The organism is Streptomyces racemochromogenes, from assembly GCF_039535215.1.
Taxonomy (GTDB): domain Bacteria; phylum Actinomycetota; class Actinomycetes; order Streptomycetales; family Streptomycetaceae; genus Streptomyces; species Streptomyces racemochromogenes.
Genome location: NZ_BAAAWT010000001.1, coordinates 7,043,644 through 7,059,767 on the forward strand (window position 1 = coordinate 7,043,644; position 16,124 = coordinate 7,059,767).

Sequence of the window (16,124 nt, forward strand, 5' to 3'; positions counted from 1 at the left end):
CATGACCGCATCCCCGCACGGCCCCGCCGCCGTCCACCTGGCCCAGCTCAACGTCGCGACGTTCCGCTACCCCCTCGACGACCCCCGCGTCGCCCCGTTCGTCGAGGCGCTCGACCCGGTCAACGCCGCGGCCGACGCCGCGCCCGGATTCGTGTGGCGGCTCAAGGAGGACGGGGAGAACGACGCCACCGCCATGCGCCCGCTGGGGGAGCGCGTCATCGTCAACATGTCCGTGTGGGAGACCCGGGAGGCGCTGTGGGACTTCACCTACCGCAGCGGGCACCTGGAGGTGATGCGCGGACGCCGCGACTGGTTCGAACGGCACGCCGAGGCGCACATGGTCCTCTGGTGGGTCCCCGCCGGACACGTCCCGAGCGTCGAGGAGGCCCTGGAGCGGCTGGCGGACATCAGGGCCAACGGGCCGTCGCCGGACGCGTTCACCTTCACCTCCTTCCATGCCCCCGTGGAGGCCGCCGCGGCTCGCGCATAGCTCGGCCATCGACATATGTCGGCGACCGAGCTATCGCCGGACACGTGAACGATCAAGCTCTGCGCGAACCGACCCTGCTCATCCTCACCGCCATCGCCGACGCCCCGCGGCACGGCTACGCCATCGCCCAGGAGGTCGAGAAGATCTCGGAAGGCCGCACGAAGATGCGTACCGGAACGCTGTACGGGGCCCTGGAACGGCTCCTCGAACAGCGGCTCATCGCCGCCCACGACGACGAGGTGGTCGACGGCCGCAGGCGGCGCAGCTACGCGCTCGCCCCCCACGGCCGCGAGGTCCTCGCCGCCGAGGCGGCCCGGATCGCCCGCACCGCCCAGGAGGCCACTCGCCGGCTCGGCCTCGGCGCGCCGGCAGCCCCCGGCCTGCTCGGCCCCTCCGGCGGGGCGGTGACGGCATGACCGCCCTGCTGAGGCTCTACCCGGCCGGCTACCGGCGTGAGTTCGGCGACGAGCTCGCCCTGGCGTACCACGAGGCCACCCGGGACGCGGGCCGGGCGGCCCGGACGCGGGAGGCGCTGGACGTCACCGGGCACGCGCTGCGGATGCGGCTCGGACTCGGCTCGGCGGGCCGCCGCGGCCGGCTCGTGGCGGCGGTGGCGCCGTTCGCCGTCACGGCCGTCGGAGCCAGTGCGCTCTGGTGGGCCGGGCTGATGCTCCCGGGTGCCACGGCCTCCGGGCTGCCCGCGGGGATGACCACCGCGTACCTGCTGCTGGTGGCGACCCACTTCGTCACGGTCCTGGGCGCCGCGATCGCCCTGAGCGGGCGCTGGTCCGCGGGCGGCTGGACCGCGCTGGCGGGCTGCTCGGCGACCGCGGTGACCGAGGCGACGCGACTGGGCGGGGGCGTCGAACTCGTGCTCCTCCTGAGGACGCCGCTGCTGCTCGCCGCACTGGCCGTCCTGCTCTGCCCCGCGGACCTGCGCCCGCGGCCGCGGGTCCGCACGGCGGCAGGGCTGGCCGCCGTCGTGCTGTGGGCGGCGCTCCTGGCCGGCGTGCTCACCTTGGGCCCGCTGCCCGACGGGTCGTTCGGCGCCCTGCGCTTCGCCGTACCGGCTGCGGCCGGACTGGCCCTGGCCGGGCGGCCGGCGTTCGCCCGGCTGCGTACGGCGCCGGCCGTCCTCCTCGCGGCGCTCCCCCTCTTCGTCCTCGGCACGCCGCTCTGGACCCGGGACGCCTGCACGGGGCCCCTCGCGCTCGCGTTCCTCCTCGCCGCCGCCACCGCCACCGCGGTGAGCATCCGCCGGCGGCGCCGCAACGGGCGCCCGCTCGACGGGAGCTGACCCCGAGGCCGTCGGGGACACCCGGCCCCGTACGGTGTACCCCGGAACGCCGCACGACCGACGGCGGCCGACGGGAGCGACGGGGGAAACGTGTTCGCGGTGATCTACCGGTGGCGGCTGCGACCGGGCAAGGAAGAACGGTTCCGCGAGGGCTGGCACCGGGTGACCGAGGCGATCCTGCGGGACTGCGGCAGCTACGGCTCGCGGCTCCACCGCGCGGACGACGGCACCTGGGTCGCGTACGCCCGCTGGCCCGACGAGGAGTCCCGCGCGCGCTGCGCGGTGCCCGACCCGGAGGGCGTGGCGATGATGGCGGAAGCGATCGAGGAGCGGTTGCCGGAGACACGGCTCAGCCTGGTCGACGACCTCCTCGCGGAACCGTACGTCCCGGCGGCGACGCCCGAACCCCCGACGTGGCTGGCCCACTGATGACGCGTCAGCCGTAAGCGGGCGGTGCCGGGAAGCCGGACGGTCGCGGCCGAGCGGCGCGCGCGGGGCGGGCGGGCCCCGGTAGGGTCGGGGGCGTCGTCGGGGGCGTCGTCGGGGGCGTCGTCGGGGGCGAGGCGCGAGTGGACGGGAGTGGGGATGGCGGAGCGGCATGCCGTGGTGGCCGGGGCCGGGATCGGCGGGCTCGCGGCAGCCCTCGCACTGCACCGTCGGGGCTGGCGCGTCACCGTCTGCGAACGCGCCCCCGAACCGCCCGCCACCGGCGCCGGCATCGGCCTCGCCCCCAACGCCCTGCGCGCACTCGAGGCGATCGGCGTCGACGCGGCCCGGGCGGCGGGCGGCGCCGTGCCCGGCGCGATGGGCGTACGCCGCCCCGACGGCCGCTGGCTGACCCGGGCCGCGACCGCCGACATGACGGCCCGCTACGGCATCCCCCCGATCGCCGTTGCGCGCCCGCTCCTCACCGCGGCGCTCGCCGCCGCCCTGCCCCCGGAAGCACTCCGCTACGGCACCACCGTGACCGGCGCCGACGGTACCGGGAGCCGCGCGACCGTCCGTACGGCGGGCGGACCCGACCTGACCGCCGACCTGCTCGTCGCCGCCGACGGGATCCACAGCCCGCTGCGCCGCGCGCACTTCCCCGCCCACCCCGGCCCGCGCTACCTCGGAGAGACCGCCTGGCGGGCCCTCGTCGACGCCCCTGACCTGCGGATCCCGGCCATGAGCGAGACCTGGGGGCGGGGGGAGAGGTTCGGGATAACGCCGCTGGCCGACGGCCGGTACTACCTCTACGCCACCGCCCGCGTCCCGGCCGGCACCCGCTCGCCCGACCCCCGCGCCGAGCTCCGCCGCCGCTTCGGCACCTGGCACGAACCGGTCCCGGCCCTGCTGGACCGCGTGGCCCGCCTCGCGCCCGCCGACGTCCTCCAGAACGACCTGTACGACCTGGCCGCCCCGCTCCCGCGCCTGCACCACGGCCGGATCGTCTGGCTCGGCGACGCGGCCCACGCCATGGCCCCCAACCTCGGCCAGGGCGGCTGCCAGGCCATCGAGGACGCCGTGGTCCTCGCGCGCCTGCTCCCCGCGGGCGACTCCGGGTACGCCGAGGGCGGCCGGGACCCCGTCCCGGCCGCCCTCGCCGCCTACACCGCCGTCCGCCGCGCCCGCACCGACGCGGTCCGCGTCCGCGCCCGCCGCGTCGGCCGCCTCGGCGCCCTGCGCAACCCCCTCGCCGTGGCGGCCCGCGACCTCGCGGTCCGCGCCGTCCCCGCCCGCCTGGCAGTGCGCGGCATGGACGACCTGTTCAACGGCTTCCGCCTCCCGCGATGACCCTCACGCCCGGATGACCTCCGGGCCGAGGCCGGCGATCTCCTCGGCCCGCGCATCGGTCAGCCCGGTGTCCGTGACCAGCACGTCCACCTGCTCCAGGGAGGCGAACCTGGCGAAGTGCCGGGCGCCGTACTTGGAGGAGTCCGCGACCAGCACCACCCGGCGCGCCCCCGCCACCATGGCCCGCTTGACCGCCGCCTCCGCCAGGTCGGGCGTGGTCAGCCCGGCCTCCGCCGAGAAGCCGTTGGTCGCGACCACCGCCACGTCCGGCTGCAGTTCGGCGAGGTCGCGCAGCGCCCACGCGTCCACCGCCGCCTGCGTACGGTGCCGCAGCCGGCCGCCGACGATGTGCAGGCGCAGCCCCGGATGCCCGGCGAGCCGGGCGGCGACCGGGAGCGCGTTGGTGACCACCGTGAGGGTGGAGTCGTGGGGGAGCAGGGCGGCCAGCCGGGACACGGTGGTGCCCGCGTCCAGCAGCAGGCTGCCCTCCTCCGGGAGCAGGGCGAGGGCGGCCCGGGCGATCCGCTCCTTCGCGGCCGCGGCCGTGGAGTCGCGCTCGGCGAGCCCCGGCTCCAGGCGGAGCCCCCCGGCGGGGAGCGCGCCGCCGTGCACCCGGCGCAGCAGACCGGCCCGTTCCAGGGCCGTCAGGTCCCGCCTGACGGTCTCCTGCGTGACTCCGAACTCCTCCGCCAGGGCGGGGACTTCGACGCGTCCGCGCTCCTGGGTCAGCTGCACGATCCGGTGCTGGCGCTCGGGTGCGTACATGGGATCGGATCCGTTCCGTTCCGGAGGGGGTGCTTGGTCCCGTTATGGGACGGACCTTACCCGCCGGGCGGCCCGGCCGCGGCCCGCCGGGCCCGCCCTGCCCGCATGCCCGCCCACCTGTCCGGCGTCAGCCCTCCCCGCCCGGGGCGCAAGGGGCGAACGGCGCCCAGCCCTTCACCGCGAAGGCCCCCGCGTCCCGGGTGACCTCCAGGGCGCCGTGGGAGCCGAAGTGCGCCGGGACCAGCAGCGCGTTGTGGTCGGCGGCCCAGCCGAGCAGCCGGCGCCGGCTGGCCCGGGACTGCGCGGCGTCCTCGCAGAAGCAGCTGTTCGCGTCCGGCTCCATGATCTGCACCGGGCTGTGCAGCAGATCGCCCACGAACACCGCCCGGTCACCCCCGGAGGCGAGCGTCAGCACGCTGGAACCGGGGGTGTGCCCGGCGGCGAGGTCCAGCCGCAGGTTCGCGTCGATCCGGTGGCCGTCCTCCCACAGGACGACCTGGCCGGCCTCGTGGACCGGCGCCACGCTGTCCTCGAACACTCCGGCGTTGCCGTCGCCGAGGACGGACGGGTGCCCGTTCGCGGGGTTCCAGAAGTCGAACTCGTTCCGGTTGATCAGATAGCGGGCGTTCGGGAAGGCCGGGACCCAGGTGTCCCCGTCCAGCCGGGTGTTCCACCCGACGTGGTCCCCGTGCAGGTGGGTGTTGACGACGAGGTCCACGTCCTCGGGCTCGACCCCGGCCCGGGCCAGTTCGTCCAGGAAGGGCGTCTCCTGGCGGTCCCAGGGGGTGCCGGGCCGTGCCTTGTGGTTGCCGCCGCCGGTGTCGACGAGGATCACCCGGCCCTCGCTGCGCAGCACCCACGTCTGCAGCGCGACCCGGGACACGGGCGGCTCGCCGTCCACGAAGTCGGGCCGCAGCCAGCCGGCGTGCTCCGACCAGACGTCCGGGCTGCTGCCGGGGATGAACTCGTGCGGGGTGAGCCCGAGCGGGCCGTAGTACTCGCGGACCCGGGTGACGCTGACGCCGCCCAGCTCGATGGTGTCGGTGGTGGTGTTGTCCATGGCCCCCACCCTGCGGCGGGCCCGGCGCGGCAGCCACACCTTTCCCTGCCTATCCCCGGCAGGGTGAGGCTGGCCCGCGCGCGGCCCGCGATACTGGGCGGCATGGAAGGACAGAGCAGCCTCGGCGCGTTCCTGCAGGCCCGCCGGTCCCGGCTGACGCCGGCGGACATCGGCCTCGACACGTACGGCGAGCGGCGCCGCGTCCCGGGCCTGCGCCGGGAGGAACTCGCCCTCCTCGCGGGGGTCAGCGCCTCGTACTACGCGCGGCTGGAGCAGGGGCATTCGCACAACGCCTCGCCGGAGGTGCTGGACGCGCTCGCCCGCGCGCTGAACCTGGACGAGGCCGAGCGCCGGCACGTGCACGACCTCGCGGGCCTCGCCGCCCGCCGCCCCGCCGCCCGGCGCCCGCCCGTGGAACGGGTCGACGGGGCGACCCGTCGGCTGCTGGAGTCCATGCCCGAGGTCCCGGCCGTCCTGACCGGCCGCCGGGCCGACGTCCTGGCGTGGAACCCGCTGGGGCACGCCCTGTTCGCCGGCCACCTCGACCCCACCGCGCCCGACCGTCCCGCCGACCGGCCCAACATGGCCGTGCTGCTCTTCCTCGACCCGTACCTGCGCGAGCTCTACGGCACCTGGGAGTCGAAGGCGAGGGCCGCCGTCGCCAACCTGCGGTACGCGGCCGGCCGCCACCCGGACGACGCGCTCCTCGGTGCCCTCGTCGGCGAACTCAGCATGAAGAGCGACGAGTTCGCCACCATGTGGGCCGACCACCGGGCCCGTCCCTGCACCGTCGCCGAGCAGCGGATGTGGCATCCGCTGGTGGGGACCCTGACCGTCACCCAGCAGGCCTTGCGCGTCAGCGACGACCAGACGCTCCTGGTGGCCACCGCTCCGGCCGGCTCCGAGGACCACACGGCCCTCAGACTCCTCGCCCAGGCCACCACCCCCTCCCGGGCCTGACCCGGATCCGGCCACCCCGCCCGCGGGGCCGCCGGTCCACCCACTCCCGTGGCCGCCGGTCCGCTCAGCCCTGCGGCCGCGGCGGCCGGACCAGGCGGCGGACGGACTCCACCACCGCTTCGCGGTGCCGGGCCAGCCGCGCCTTTGCCCAGGGCTCGCCCGGACCGCCGGTCGCGGGTCCGCCCACCGCGCCGGTCCACGCCTGCGCCAGCCCCATGACCAGGGTCAGCACGTCCGCCGGGTCGAGACCCGGGTCGACCAGCCCGGCATCCTGCGCCCGCTCCACCGCCGCGATCTTGCCCCGGTAGGACTCCGCCACCAGGTCGGTGGTCTCGGGCCGTTCCAGCTGCTTCCACTGCACCAGGCGCATCAGGTCGGGGTACGCCACGAAGTGGTCGAAGACCGCCCCCGCGTACCCGGGCAGATCCTCCGCGTCGAACGGCACGGATTCCGAGCCCGTCTCCAGGGCCCGCTGGAGCACGGCATCGAACAGCTGTTCCTTGTTGCCGTAGTAGACGTAGATGAGCCGCTTGTTCGCCTGGGCGTTCACCGCGATGCGGTCGATCCGGGCGCCGGCGATGCCGTACGCCGCGAACTCGGAGAACGCCGCGTCGAGCAGGCGCGCCTTGGTTGCGCTGGAATCCCGTGCCATGCCGGGCAGCCTAGCAAGTAACTATCCGGTTATTGACATCCCGCGCACCCCGTGTGCAGACTCGAACTATCCAGTTAGTTACTTAGTTCGCCCCCCACCCCCGGAGGACACCATGGAGATCCGCGCACTCGGCGGCCAGGGCCTGGAAGTCGGCGCCGAAGGCCTCGGCCTCATGGGCATGAGCGCCCACTACGGAGCCACCGACGAGACCGAGTCCCTCGCCACCATCGACCGCGCCCTCGCTCTGGGCGTGACCCTGCTCGACACCGCCGAGGGCTACGGGCCCTTCGTCAACGAGCAACTCCTCGGCAAGGCCCTGCGCGGCCGCCGCGACGCCGCCGTCATCGCCACGAAGACCGGCGTCGAGTTCACCGACGACGGGGCCTTCCGGGGCCACAACGGCACGCCCGAGTACATCCGCCGCTCCGCCGACCGCTCCCTGCGCCACCTGGGCACCGACCACATCGACCTGTACTACCTGCACCGCGTCGACCCGGCCGTGCCCGTCGAGGAGAGCGTCGGCGCCATGTCCGAGCTGGTCACCGCGGGCAAGGTCGGCCACATCGGGATCTGCGAGGCCGCCGCGGGCACCATCGCCCGCGCCCACGCCGTGCACCCGCTGGCCGCCGTACAGACCGAGTACAGCCTCTTCGAGCGCGGCATCGAGCACGACGGCGTACGCGAGACCCTCCGAGAGCTCGGCATCGGCCTCGTCGCCTACTCCCCGCTCGGCCGCGGCTTCCTCTCCGGAGCCGTGACCAGCCCGGACGACTTCGCGGCCGACGACTTCCGGCGTACGGACCCCCGCTTCCAGGGCGAGAACTTCGACCGCAACCTCGCCGTCGTCGACCGCGTCCGGGCCCTGGCCGCCGAGAAGGGGGTCACCCCCTCGCAGCTCGCGCTCGCCTGGACCCTGCACAGGGGAGCCGTCCCGATCCCCGGCACCAAGCGCCGCCGCTACCTGGAGGAGAACGTCGCCGCGACGGCCGTCACGCTCACCGACGCCGACCTCGCCTCCATCGACGCCGTCGCACCGCACGGCGTGGTCTCGGGGGACCGGTACGCGCCCGAACTCATGGCGTCGCTGAACGGCTGACCCCCGCCCGGCGGATCAGCGCAGGTCGCGGAAGCGGTACTCGTCCAGGACCGCGAAGCCCGTGCTGTCGTACAGGCCCATCGCGACCTCGTTCCCGCCGAAGACGTTGAACATCATCGCCTCGTCGCCGCCCTGCCGGGTGGCCCACTCGCCGACGGCCATCGCCGCCCGGCCGTAGCCCTTGCCGCGGTGCTCCTCGTGCACCTCCAGGGAGAAACCGAAGGTGACCCCCGGCAGGAACCCGTGGTTCACCCAGCCGGTGCCGATCACCTCGCCCTCGGCCTCCATCGCGTAGAAGGCGTGCCCCGGGGTCAGGTACCCCTGCGGGAGGTACTGGGCGAAGTCCCGGTCGGACTTCTCCTTGGCCTGCTCCGGAGTGAGGGCCCCGGCCCGGACGATGTCGGCGATGTACCCGGCCTCCTCGGCGGCGTACCAGGCCGGGTACTCCTCCTCCGTCAGCCGGCGGACCGTCAGCCCCGGCGGCAGCTCCGGCCGTGCGGCCACGGCCCGCATGCGGTTCTGCCCCCGCACCGCGTAGTCGGCGAACGCTCCGGGCCCGCGCCCGCCGGTGAGGCGGACCTCCACCCGTTCGGCGCCGTGCTCGGCGCACCACCGCTCGGCCCACTCGCGCCCCCGCGCGAGCGTGAGGTCGTGGATCCGGCCCACCACCGCACCGTTGTCCTCCGTCACCCCCACGGCTATCCACCCGGTGCCGTCCGTGGCCACCGTCCAGCCGTCGATCCCCTCCACGGCCCGCTCCAGCAGGGCCCGGGCCAGCGGCTCCGTACATCCCGCCGCCCGGTACCCGGCCAGCACCCGCTCTTCGAACCCGCCCCGCCACGCGCCCTGTTCGGCGACGATCCCGATCTCGTTCATCGGGCCACCCTAGCCAGCCCGACGGGCGGGGCCGACCGGATTCGAACCGGCGTCCTCGCGGTTTTGGAGACCGCGCGCGTCGACCCCTGCGCTACGGCCCCGCCCTGCCGGGCAGCCTACCCGCCGTGGATGATCTGGATCAGGTTGCCGCAGGTGTCGTCCAGGACCGCGGTCGTGACCGGGCCGCTCTCCGTCGGCTCCTGCGTGAAGCGCACCCCGAGCCCGCGCAGCCGGGCGAACTCCGCCCGCACGTCGTCCACGGCGAAGGAGGCGGCCGGAATGCCGTCCCTGACCAGCGCCTCCTTGTACGGCCGCACCGCGGGGTGGCCGTCGGGCTCCAGCAGCAGCTCGGTCCCGCCGGGGTCCTCCGGGGAGACCACGGTCAGCCACTTGTCCGCGCCCAGCGGCACCTCGTGCTTCTTCACGAAGCCCAGTACGTCCGTGTAGAACCGCAGGGCCTTGTCCTGGTCGTCGACGAAGACGCTGGACAGATGGATCCTCATCGGGTGCTCTCCCTCGAGTCGGGCTGCTGCTCGACGACGCTGGTGCCGCTGCCCTCCTGGGACTCCCACGTCCACGTCTCCTCCATCCGGAGCCGCCCGTCGGGGAGTTCCCTGACGAGGGAGACACAGTGCCCGGAGGCGGTCGAGCCGTCGTGGCGCAGCTGGACGTAGCGGAAGTCGACGGTGTCGTCCCTCCGCGTGCCGACCAGGTGTCCCCTGGCCACGTCCCCGCCACGGTACTCGGCCCAGACCCGGCCGTCCTGCTCGTGGTACTCGAATCGGGTCTGCCGGCCGACCTGGCCCGGCGCCTGGTCGGCCACGGGGACGAAGACGAGACCGTCGAGCGAACGCGCCACGGAGGCTCCTCGGGGGAAGGCGGCCGCGGGCACGGGCCGCGACCGGTCGGATGTCCGGGCCACCCTAAGGGCTCCGGCCCGGCGGCTGATGGAGCAGTGGGAGCTGCGGATCCGCCCGGCCCGTGGTGGCATCGGTCCATGAAGGATCCCTTCGGATGTGACGAGCCGGCGCTGCCGGCCCGGGCGGGCGCCGTGGACCGGGCCGCGGCCCGCCGCGCGGTCGCCGCGCGGGCCGTCGGGGCGGAGGACCTGGCGGCCCTGCTGGACATGATCGGCCTGTGGCCCGCCGACGACCCGCCGCAGGACCGGAGGCCGATCAGGCCGGCCGCCGGTTGAGGGAGGGCCCGGCGCGGGTACGGTACGTCCGTGATGCGTGCGCGGCGACGCGCGGACCCCCAGGGGCCGCCGGTGGCGATCGTCCGCGCCTGCCTGCGCGACGGCGGGGGCGGCAGTCCCACCGCCGTCGTGGACGAAGCCGGGTTCGCGGGCGGGGCGGCGCCGGGCGACGACGACCGGCGCCGCGGTGTGCCGGCCCTCGCCGGTACGTCCCACGCCGTCTTCGTCTCGGCCCACGACGACCCGGAGGGCGGCCCCGCCTTCTCCCTGCGCTTCTTCACCGCCGAGGGGGAACTGCCCGCCTGCGGGCACGGGACGGTGGCGGCCCTCGCCCACCTCGCGGAGAGGGCCGGCCGCCGGCACTCGTACCGGGTCACCCTCCACGCCGGGGGCCGGGTGTTCACGGGCTGGACGGCGCGCCGCCAGGGCCGTGCGTACGCGTCCTTCGACCCGGGCCCCGTGGAGCTGCGCACGCCCGGCGCGGCCGAGCGCGACCTCGTCCTGCCCGCACTCGGCATCCCCCGCGACGCGACGGCTCCCGGTCTCCGCGTGGCGTCGGTGGGACGGCCCCGGCTGCTGGTCCCCGTCCGCACGCGCTCCGCCCTGCGGGCCCTCTCCCCGGACTTCGCCGGGCTCCGGGCCGCCTGCGACCGCCTGGGCCTGCTGGGCTGCTACGTCTACTCGGTGCCGACGCCCGAAGGCCGCGCGGCCGCCCGGATGTTCGCCCCCTCGATCGGCGTCGACGAGGACATCGCCAACGCCAACAGCACGGCCTGCCTGGCCGCCCACCTGGCCGGCCCGGGCCCCACCGAACTCGCCGTGGAGATGGGCGACTTTCTCGGCAGCCCCTCCACCGTCACCGCCACCGTCCGGCCGGGCCCCCCCGGGCCCCCTGGTGCGGCTGGGCGGCAGCGCGGAGCTCGCGGGCGGCATCCGGCTGCCGGCGCCCTGAGGCGGGCCGGCAGCCCGGCCGTGCTCAGGAGCCGTCGTCGTCCCGGTGGCGCCGCTCGTCGCGCCGCCGCCCCTTCTCTTCGGCGCGCCTGCTGCGGGCCGGGGTGATCGGCTCGGGATGGACGGGGTCCTGGCTGGGCGGCTGCGGGCGCCCGCGTTCCTCGCGGGGTTCGCCGGGCTCCTGGCGCTTGTCCTTCGTACCGCCCATGACGGGTGACTCCTCGGTGCCGGGGCTGCGGATTCCTCCTGTTCACCCTGACACGCATCGCCGCCGGCCGCTCCCCGTCGGACGGGGAGCGTGCCGTGGGGGTGATGTGTTCCTCCGGTGTGGATGCGCCGCAGGTGGCGTGTGCGTTGCGTGCCCGCCAAGGCGGGTACCCCCGCTCCGACTTGCGCGGCGGCACCGAACGCAGGCGCGCCACGCCGTCGAAGGGTGGCCGGATCACCCTCTTGGCCGCTGTAGGGTGACGTGCGCCCGTCAAGGCGGGCCCTCCTGCACACTGATATTCCAACGGGGTTCGAACGTGAAGCTTCGCCATGTCCGCGCGGTCGCAGTATTCGGAATCGCCGTCGTCGCACTGACCGGAGCCCGCGGCTCGCACGGTGCGAGCTGCGGCGGCAGCAGTCACAGCTCCAGCTCCAGCTCCCACTCGGGTTCGAGCAGCAGCACCAGTGGTGGCGGCACCGACAGCAGCAGCACGACCGGCAGCACCAGCACCGGCACGAGCAGCGGCACCAGCTCCAGCACCACCACGGGTTCCGTCACGGGGGGTTCCCGGGACAAGGCCGAGCGCGACATCCGGATCGACGGGTGCAAGCTGGACAGCAGCGGCAAGAACCTGGTCGCCAAGCTCACCGTCACCAACAGCGGTTCGCTGGACTACACCTACAACATCACGATGAAGTTCCGTGGCGACGCCACCTCCACCGCGGTCCCCGCCACGGCCATGGTGAGCAGCCTGAAGGTCAAGGCGGGCGCGTCCCAGCCGGCCGAGGCCACCACTCCCTACTTCGGCAAGACCAACGGCACCGAGTACAAGGAGTGCGTCGTCGTCAGCGCGTCGAAGAGCTCCTTCTGACGCGGGACGCGGGCGTTCACCGCGGAGCCCCGCACACCGTCGGCCGACGGTGTGCGGGGCTCCGCGGTTTCGTGACATGCGACACACGGCCCGCGCCGGTCCGGCGGGGTCGCACGGCGCGATTCACGGGGGCACATTTCGTTATTTGTCCATGTTTCGCGTGGACATGCCGCACTCCGCCTGGAACGGAATTGCAGACTCCTGTTTCGCCCCTCCCAACGTTCCTGACGGGAGGTGGTTCTAGCGGCGCGTCAGCTGTGCCGGAGAGGCCCCCCGAGGGGGTCATGCACGATCTTCCCGCCCTTTCAAGCCGGAGCCCGGGGCACTCGCGCGTCCGGCCCACGCCGGCTTGCCATGCCCCTGCGGCCCTTCTAAGAATGGCGACTCCTCCGGCGCCCCAGCGGTCCGGCGCCGGGAGCTTCGCGATCACCGAGTGAGGTCCCGCATGAAGAAGCACCGCAAGAAGACGCACCACAGGAAAATAGCCGTCGCCGTCGGGGCGCTCGCCGCCGTGGCCGTCCCCACCGCCGCCATGGCGTGCCTGGACACCCAGGACGCCGGCCGCGCCCGGCCCGCCGCGGCGCGGCTGGAAATCCCCTCCGACCCGGCCGCAGCCCCGCTCCCGGAGCAGGCCCCGGTTCCGGCCGCCGCGCCCGCGCAGCCCGTCGCCGAGGCTCCGGCCCCCGCGGCGCCCGCCGCGGAGGAGCCGGCCGCACGGCCCGCCGACCCGGTCGTCGAGGCCGCGCCGCCCGTCCGCCCGCGGCAGCCCCGGCCGGAGCCCGTGGAAGCCTCCGCGGCGCCCGCCGCTCCCGCCGCGCCGCAGGCCGCCGGCGCGCGCCCCGAAGCGCAGGCCAAGGTCCTCGAACTCGTCAACCAGGCGCGCGCCGCGGCAGGCTGCCCCGCGCTCACCGTCAACGAGAAGCTCACCAAGGCCGCGCAGGACCACAGCGCCGACATGGCCGCGCACCGCAACATGTCCCACACCGGGTCCGACGGTTCGGACGCCGGCCAGCGCATCACCCGTGCGGGGTACCAGTGGCGGACCTACGGCGAGAACGTCGCCTACGGGTACAGCAGCCCCGAGCAGGTCATGGAGGGCTGGATGAACAGCCCCGGCCACCGGCGGAACATCCTCGACTGCTCGTACAAGGAGATCGGCATCGGCCTCGCCCAGCCCGGTCAGTACTGGACGCAGGACTTCGGCGCGACGCGCTGACCCGCGCGCACGCCGTCGCTCACACGCCGTCGGCCCGGGGCACCCGTCAGTACGCGGGGTCCTGGCCCGGCGTGCGGCCGCCCTGGGCGGCCGTGATCAGGGCCGGCGCGAGGTTCTCGTTCCGCATCCGCTGGTCCACGTACAGCAGGGAGACCACCAGCTGCGGGTACCCCAGCTGGAACAGCGCGCTGACCACGGTGCCGAGCAGCAGGCAGACGAGGTACACGACGAACCCGATGACCATCGTGGCGGATATCCCGTCACCGGCGCCCGAGTCCAGCATGGCGGGGAAGAGCGCGAGGACGCCGACGAGGCCGAACGGCATCTGGATGGCGTAACCGCCGGCCATTCCCACGGCGTGCGCGAGCAGGATGACGCCGAAGACGCGCCACCAGCTGCCCTTCACCAGGGCGGCCGACCGCCGCAGCGCGGCCACGGGGCGGAGGTCCTCGAACACCGCCGCGGCCGGTGCGAGGCTGAACCGGACGCCGAGCCATACCGCCACGGGTATCCAGCACAGGCCCGCCAGGACCAGCAGGGACACGCCGGCCGGCGTCGCGGACCCGTCCCAGGCCATGATCGTCAGCGGGATGCCGATCGCGTAGACCAGGACGGCCGGCCCGCCCGCGATCAGCCCGGTCAGGGAAACGGCGCCGAGTACCGAGGGCAGCCGGGACCAGGTGCGGCGCCACATGTCACGGAAGGTCGCGGTGCGGCCGAGCGCGGCCTCCTGCACCACCGCGGGGCACAGCGCGCCGACCGCCGCGGTGCCCAGCAGCATCACGAGCACCAGGATGACGCCGGCCGGCAGCAGGGCCAGCAACACGGCGGCCACGTCGGAGCTGTCCGCGTGCGCGTCCGAGTCGACGGCGAAGACCTCGGCGAAGCTGTCGCTCGCCGCCGTGACACCGATCACGAGCGCCGCGATGACCAGCAGGAACCCGACGCCCTGTACCGCGAGCATGACGCCGACCAGCGGCTTCCAGTACTGGCGGAAGGCCTTGAACGCGCCGCCGACCATCTCGCCGGGGCCGAGCGGCCGCAGGGGTATGACCCCCGGCTGCGGGGGCGGCTGGATCCAGCCGCCCCCCCACTGCGGCCCGTACTGCTGCGGGTGTTGTCCCCATCCCGCGTTGTGCGACATCCCTGTTCCCCCCTTGTGAGCTGGAGGAACACGGTAGCCCCTCGCACCCCGGGGCGGGGTGCGAGGGGTCCGGGGATCAGGTGTTGATGCAGGTGTTGCCGGCCGCCGGGTTGAGCACGCCGATGATGTTGATCGAGTTGCCGCACACGTTGATCGGGATGTGCACCGGCACCTGGACGACGTTGCCGGACAGCACGCCCGGGGAGCCGACGGCTACGCCCTCGGCGTGGGCGTCGGCGACGGCGGTGCCGCCGGCGCCGAGGATTCCGGCCGCGGCCAGGACGGTGGCGGCGATCGCAGTTCGAATACGCATGTCACTCCAGAGTCGATGACGGTACGTCGAGACGTCGAAGCAGGATCACACCGCCTCCGGGGGCCTCCCGCCCGGCATTCACCTGACCAACGGCGTGTTACGGCGCCGGCAGCGACCGGCGCCGCCCGAACGGGTGGCGAGGAGGCGGGGGAGGGACGCCTCGGGCCAGAGGCGTTGTGTCACGTGTCACGTGTGGCGCCTTTGGGCCCCGGGTCCGCGCGGCGGCCACGATGGGGCCATGGAGATAGGCATCGCACTGCCCCAGTACGGCACTCACGCGCAGGCCGCCCGCATCGCCGGCTTCGCGCGCGACGCGGAGCACGCCGGGTTCGACTCGCTCTGGGTGGGGGACCGGTCGCTGACCCCGGTCGAGCCCAGCGACATCTACCCGGGCCACACGCCCGAGAACCCGTACCCGCCGGAGTACCGGACCTTCCTCGACCCGCTCACCGTCCTGACCGTCGCCGCCACCGCGACCCACCGCGCCCGTCTCGGCACGAGCACCCTCAACGCGCCGTGGTATCCGCCCCTGTTGCTCGCGCGCACCCTCACCTCGCTGGACCAGGTGAGCGGCGGCAGGCTGGACGCCGGCTTCGGGATCGGCTGGCTGCGCGACGAATACACGGCCGTCAACGCCGACTTCGGCCGGCGCGGCGAACGGCTCGAGGAGATCCTCGACGTCCTCCAGGGCATCTGGGCCGAGGAGGAGTTCGGGCACGAGGGCGCCCACTGGCGCATTCCGCGCGCCCACGTCGGCCTGCGCCCGGTCCAGCGGCCGCACCCGCCCGTGTACTTGGGCGGCTTCTCACCCGCCGCGATGCGCCGGGTCGGCCGCCGCGCGGACGGCTGGGTCGGCGCCGTCCTGCCGGCCGCGGCACTCGCCGGACTCTGGGCCGTCGCCCGGCGGGCCGCCGAGGAAGCCGGCCGCGACCCCGACGCGCTGCGCCGCAACATCCGCTTCAACGCCAAGCCGGGCACCTCGTACGAGGAGGCCGCGGCGGTCCTCGCCGGGATCCGGGAGACGGGCGCCGACAGCTGCTTCGTCGACTTCCAGCAGTGCGTGCGGGAACCGGAGGAGGCGCTGGAGCTTGGCATCAAGGTCCTTGACCGGGTACGCGCCGGCTAGGCCGTGTCTTTCGGATCGTGCGGGGCCGTTCGTGGGGCCCGGCCGCGTGTCGTATAGTTGATCTCGAGCCCGCCGCCGCGGAACACGGCGCATGGGACGATGCGTTGGTGGTCCAAGGAAAGACACCC

Annotated in this window: 21 protein-coding genes and 1 tRNA gene; 12 read left to right on the top strand and 10 right to left on the bottom strand. The window is 74.6% G+C overall.

Annotation, left to right across the window (positions count from 1 at the left end):
• Position 1 precedes the first annotated feature (1 nt).
• From ABD973_RS32590 to ABD973_RS32610, 5 genes are all read left to right on the top strand, one after another.
• A complete protein-coding gene (locus ABD973_RS32590; RefSeq protein WP_345503826.1) occupies positions 2–490 on the top strand; it encodes a DUF3291 domain-containing protein in 489 nt (162 codons plus the stop codon).
• Between the two features lie 44 nt (positions 491–534).
• A complete protein-coding gene (locus tag ABD973_RS32595; RefSeq protein WP_345503828.1) occupies positions 535–906 on the top strand; it encodes a PadR family transcriptional regulator in 372 nt (123 codons plus the stop codon).
• Positions 903–1,787 carry a hypothetical protein gene (locus ABD973_RS32600; RefSeq protein WP_345503830.1) on the top strand — a complete coding sequence of 295 codons (885 nt, stop codon included), beginning with the start codon at positions 903–905 and terminating at the stop codon, positions 1,785–1,787. Before ABD973_RS32595 ends, ABD973_RS32600 begins: the two co-directional genes overlap by 4 nt.
• Positions 1,788–1,877: 90 nt before the next feature.
• Positions 1,878–2,216 carry an antibiotic biosynthesis monooxygenase family protein gene (locus ABD973_RS32605; protein WP_241253099.1) on the top strand — a complete coding sequence of 113 codons (339 nt, stop codon included), beginning with the start codon at positions 1,878–1,880 and terminating at the stop codon, positions 2,214–2,216.
• Between the two features lie 156 nt (positions 2,217–2,372).
• A complete protein-coding gene (locus ABD973_RS32610; RefSeq protein ID WP_345503832.1) occupies positions 2,373–3,563 on the top strand; it encodes an FAD-dependent oxidoreductase in 1,191 nt (396 codons plus the stop codon).
• Between the two features lie 3 nt (positions 3,564–3,566).
• Here the strand turns inward: ABD973_RS32610 and ABD973_RS32615 are convergent, their stop codons facing one another.
• Together ABD973_RS32615 and ABD973_RS32620 are read right to left on the bottom strand one after the other, a co-directional pair.
• A complete protein-coding gene (locus tag ABD973_RS32615) occupies positions 3,567–4,328 on the bottom strand; it encodes a DeoR/GlpR family DNA-binding transcription regulator (RefSeq protein ID WP_345503834.1) in 762 nt (253 codons plus the stop codon).
• 127 nt (positions 4,329–4,455) lie between these two features.
• Positions 4,456–5,388 carry an MBL fold metallo-hydrolase gene (locus ABD973_RS32620; protein WP_125819825.1) on the bottom strand — a complete coding sequence of 311 codons (933 nt, stop codon included), beginning with the start codon at positions 5,386–5,388 and terminating at the stop codon, positions 4,456–4,458.
• A 102-nt stretch (positions 5,389–5,490) separates the two neighbouring features.
• On the opposite strand from ABD973_RS32620, the gene ABD973_RS32625 reads away from it, so the two are divergent.
• On the top strand, positions 5,491–6,348 hold the full coding sequence (locus ABD973_RS32625) for a helix-turn-helix domain-containing protein (RefSeq protein WP_345503836.1): 858 nt from the start codon (positions 5,491–5,493) through the stop codon (positions 6,346–6,348).
• A gap of 64 nt (positions 6,349–6,412) precedes the next feature.
• Here ABD973_RS32625 and ABD973_RS32630 read toward each other — a convergent pair whose 3' ends face one another.
• Positions 6,413–7,000 (bottom strand): TetR/AcrR family transcriptional regulator, encoded by a 588-nt coding sequence (locus ABD973_RS32630; protein WP_125819823.1) that lies wholly within the window; start codon positions 6,998–7,000, stop codon positions 6,413–6,415.
• Positions 7,001–7,112: 112 nt separating this feature from the next.
• Between ABD973_RS32630 and ABD973_RS32635 the strand changes: the two genes are divergently transcribed.
• Positions 7,113–8,096 carry an aldo/keto reductase gene (locus ABD973_RS32635; RefSeq protein ID WP_125594726.1) on the top strand — a complete coding sequence of 328 codons (984 nt, stop codon included), beginning with the start codon at positions 7,113–7,115 and terminating at the stop codon, positions 8,094–8,096.
• Between the two features lie 15 nt (positions 8,097–8,111).
• Here ABD973_RS32635 and ABD973_RS32640 read toward each other — a convergent pair whose 3' ends face one another.
• From ABD973_RS32640 to ABD973_RS32655, 4 genes are all read right to left on the bottom strand, one after another.
• Complete coding sequence (locus tag ABD973_RS32640; protein WP_345503838.1) at positions 8,112–8,972, bottom strand: GNAT family N-acetyltransferase; 861 nt, start codon at positions 8,970–8,972, stop codon at positions 8,112–8,114.
• A 26-nt stretch (positions 8,973–8,998) separates the two neighbouring features.
• A tRNA-Trp gene (locus ABD973_RS32645) sits at positions 8,999–9,073 on the bottom strand.
• 15 nt (positions 9,074–9,088) lie between these two features.
• Entirely contained in the window at positions 9,089–9,475 is a 387-nt protein-coding gene (locus ABD973_RS32650) for a VOC family protein (RefSeq protein WP_125594728.1), read from the bottom strand.
• Positions 9,472–9,831, bottom strand: coding sequence for an avidin-fold protein (locus ABD973_RS32655; RefSeq protein WP_345503843.1), 360 nt, complete (start codon positions 9,829–9,831; stop codon positions 9,472–9,474). Before ABD973_RS32655 ends, ABD973_RS32650 begins: the two co-directional genes overlap by 4 nt.
• Positions 9,832–9,969: 138 nt before the next feature.
• Here ABD973_RS32655 and ABD973_RS32660 point away from each other — a divergent pair, with 138 nt between their 5' ends.
• Positions 9,970–10,167, top strand: coding sequence for a hypothetical protein (locus ABD973_RS32660; RefSeq protein ID WP_125819818.1), 198 nt, complete (start codon positions 9,970–9,972; stop codon positions 10,165–10,167).
• A 72-nt stretch (positions 10,168–10,239) separates the two neighbouring features.
• Positions 10,240–11,226 (top strand): PhzF family phenazine biosynthesis protein, encoded by a 987-nt coding sequence (locus ABD973_RS32665; RefSeq protein ID WP_345503846.1) that lies wholly within the window; start codon positions 10,240–10,242, stop codon positions 11,224–11,226.
• A gap of 517 nt (positions 11,227–11,743) precedes the next feature.
• Here the strand turns inward: ABD973_RS32665 and ABD973_RS32670 are convergent.
• Entirely contained in the window at positions 11,744–11,884 is a 141-nt protein-coding gene (locus ABD973_RS32670; protein ID WP_164720810.1) for a hypothetical protein, read from the bottom strand.
• Between the two features lie 133 nt (positions 11,885–12,017).
• On the opposite strand from ABD973_RS32670, the gene ABD973_RS32675 reads away from it, so the two are divergent.
• Together ABD973_RS32675 and ABD973_RS32680 are read left to right on the top strand one after the other, a co-directional pair.
• Positions 12,018–12,197: a hypothetical protein gene (locus tag ABD973_RS32675; protein WP_125594732.1), complete on the top strand. Its 180-nt coding sequence runs from the start codon at positions 12,018–12,020 to the stop codon at positions 12,195–12,197.
• A gap of 445 nt (positions 12,198–12,642) precedes the next feature.
• Positions 12,643–13,413, top strand: coding sequence for a CAP domain-containing protein (locus tag ABD973_RS32680; RefSeq protein WP_345503848.1), 771 nt, complete (start codon positions 12,643–12,645; stop codon positions 13,411–13,413).
• Positions 13,414–13,459: 46 nt separating this feature from the next.
• Here the strand turns inward: ABD973_RS32680 and ABD973_RS32685 are convergent, their stop codons facing one another.
• Together ABD973_RS32685 and ABD973_RS32690 are read right to left on the bottom strand one after the other, a co-directional pair.
• Entirely contained in the window at positions 13,460–14,557 is a 1,098-nt protein-coding gene (locus ABD973_RS32685) for a hypothetical protein (RefSeq protein WP_345503850.1), read from the bottom strand.
• Between the two features lie 76 nt (positions 14,558–14,633).
• Positions 14,634–14,870 carry a chaplin gene (locus ABD973_RS32690; protein WP_125594735.1) on the bottom strand — a complete coding sequence of 79 codons (237 nt, stop codon included), beginning with the start codon at positions 14,868–14,870 and terminating at the stop codon, positions 14,634–14,636.
• Between the two features lie 238 nt (positions 14,871–15,108).
• On the opposite strand from ABD973_RS32690, the gene ABD973_RS32695 reads away from it, so the two are divergent.
• Positions 15,109–15,996 carry a TIGR03619 family F420-dependent LLM class oxidoreductase gene (locus ABD973_RS32695; protein WP_125819813.1) on the top strand — a complete coding sequence of 296 codons (888 nt, stop codon included), beginning with the start codon at positions 15,109–15,111 and terminating at the stop codon, positions 15,994–15,996.
• Positions 15,997–16,124: the final 128 nt, after the last annotated feature.

Excerpts from the sequence above, each read along its gene's own strand:
- ABD973_RS32590 (WP_345503826.1), top strand. The coding sequence starts at position 2 with ATGACCGCATCCCCGCACGGCCCCGCCGCCGTCCACCTGGCCCAGCTC.
- ABD973_RS32600 (WP_345503830.1), top strand. The coding sequence starts at position 903 with ATGACCGCCCTGCTGAGGCTCTACCCGGCCGGCTACCGGCGTGAGTTC.
- ABD973_RS32610 (WP_345503832.1), top strand. The coding sequence starts at position 2,373 with ATGGCGGAGCGGCATGCCGTGGTGGCCGGGGCCGGGATCGGCGGGCTC.
- ABD973_RS32615 (WP_345503834.1), bottom strand. The coding sequence starts at position 4,328 with ATGTACGCACCCGAGCGCCAGCACCGGATCGTGCAGCTGACCCAGGAG.
- ABD973_RS32620 (WP_125819825.1), bottom strand. The coding sequence starts at position 5,388 with ATGGACAACACCACCACCGACACCATCGAGCTGGGCGGCGTCAGCGTC.
- ABD973_RS32625 (WP_345503836.1), top strand. The coding sequence starts at position 5,491 with ATGGAAGGACAGAGCAGCCTCGGCGCGTTCCTGCAGGCCCGCCGGTCC.
- ABD973_RS32630 (WP_125819823.1), bottom strand. The coding sequence starts at position 7,000 with ATGGCACGGGATTCCAGCGCAACCAAGGCGCGCCTGCTCGACGCGGCG.
- ABD973_RS32635 (WP_125594726.1), top strand. The coding sequence starts at position 7,113 with ATGGAGATCCGCGCACTCGGCGGCCAGGGCCTGGAAGTCGGCGCCGAA.
- ABD973_RS32640 (WP_345503838.1), bottom strand. The coding sequence starts at position 8,972 with ATGAACGAGATCGGGATCGTCGCCGAACAGGGCGCGTGGCGGGGCGGG.
- ABD973_RS32650 (WP_125594728.1), bottom strand. The coding sequence starts at position 9,475 with ATGAGGATCCATCTGTCCAGCGTCTTCGTCGACGACCAGGACAAGGCC.
- ABD973_RS32660 (WP_125819818.1), top strand. The coding sequence starts at position 9,970 with ATGAAGGATCCCTTCGGATGTGACGAGCCGGCGCTGCCGGCCCGGGCG.
- ABD973_RS32675 (WP_125594732.1), top strand. The coding sequence starts at position 12,018 with ATGAAGTTCCGTGGCGACGCCACCTCCACCGCGGTCCCCGCCACGGCC.
- ABD973_RS32680 (WP_345503848.1), top strand. The coding sequence starts at position 12,643 with ATGAAGAAGCACCGCAAGAAGACGCACCACAGGAAAATAGCCGTCGCC.
- ABD973_RS32685 (WP_345503850.1), bottom strand. The coding sequence starts at position 14,557 with ATGTCGCACAACGCGGGATGGGGACAACACCCGCAGCAGTACGGGCCG.
- ABD973_RS32690 (WP_125594735.1), bottom strand. The coding sequence starts at position 14,870 with ATGCGTATTCGAACTGCGATCGCCGCCACCGTCCTGGCCGCGGCCGGA.
- ABD973_RS32695 (WP_125819813.1), top strand. The coding sequence starts at position 15,109 with ATGGAGATAGGCATCGCACTGCCCCAGTACGGCACTCACGCGCAGGCC.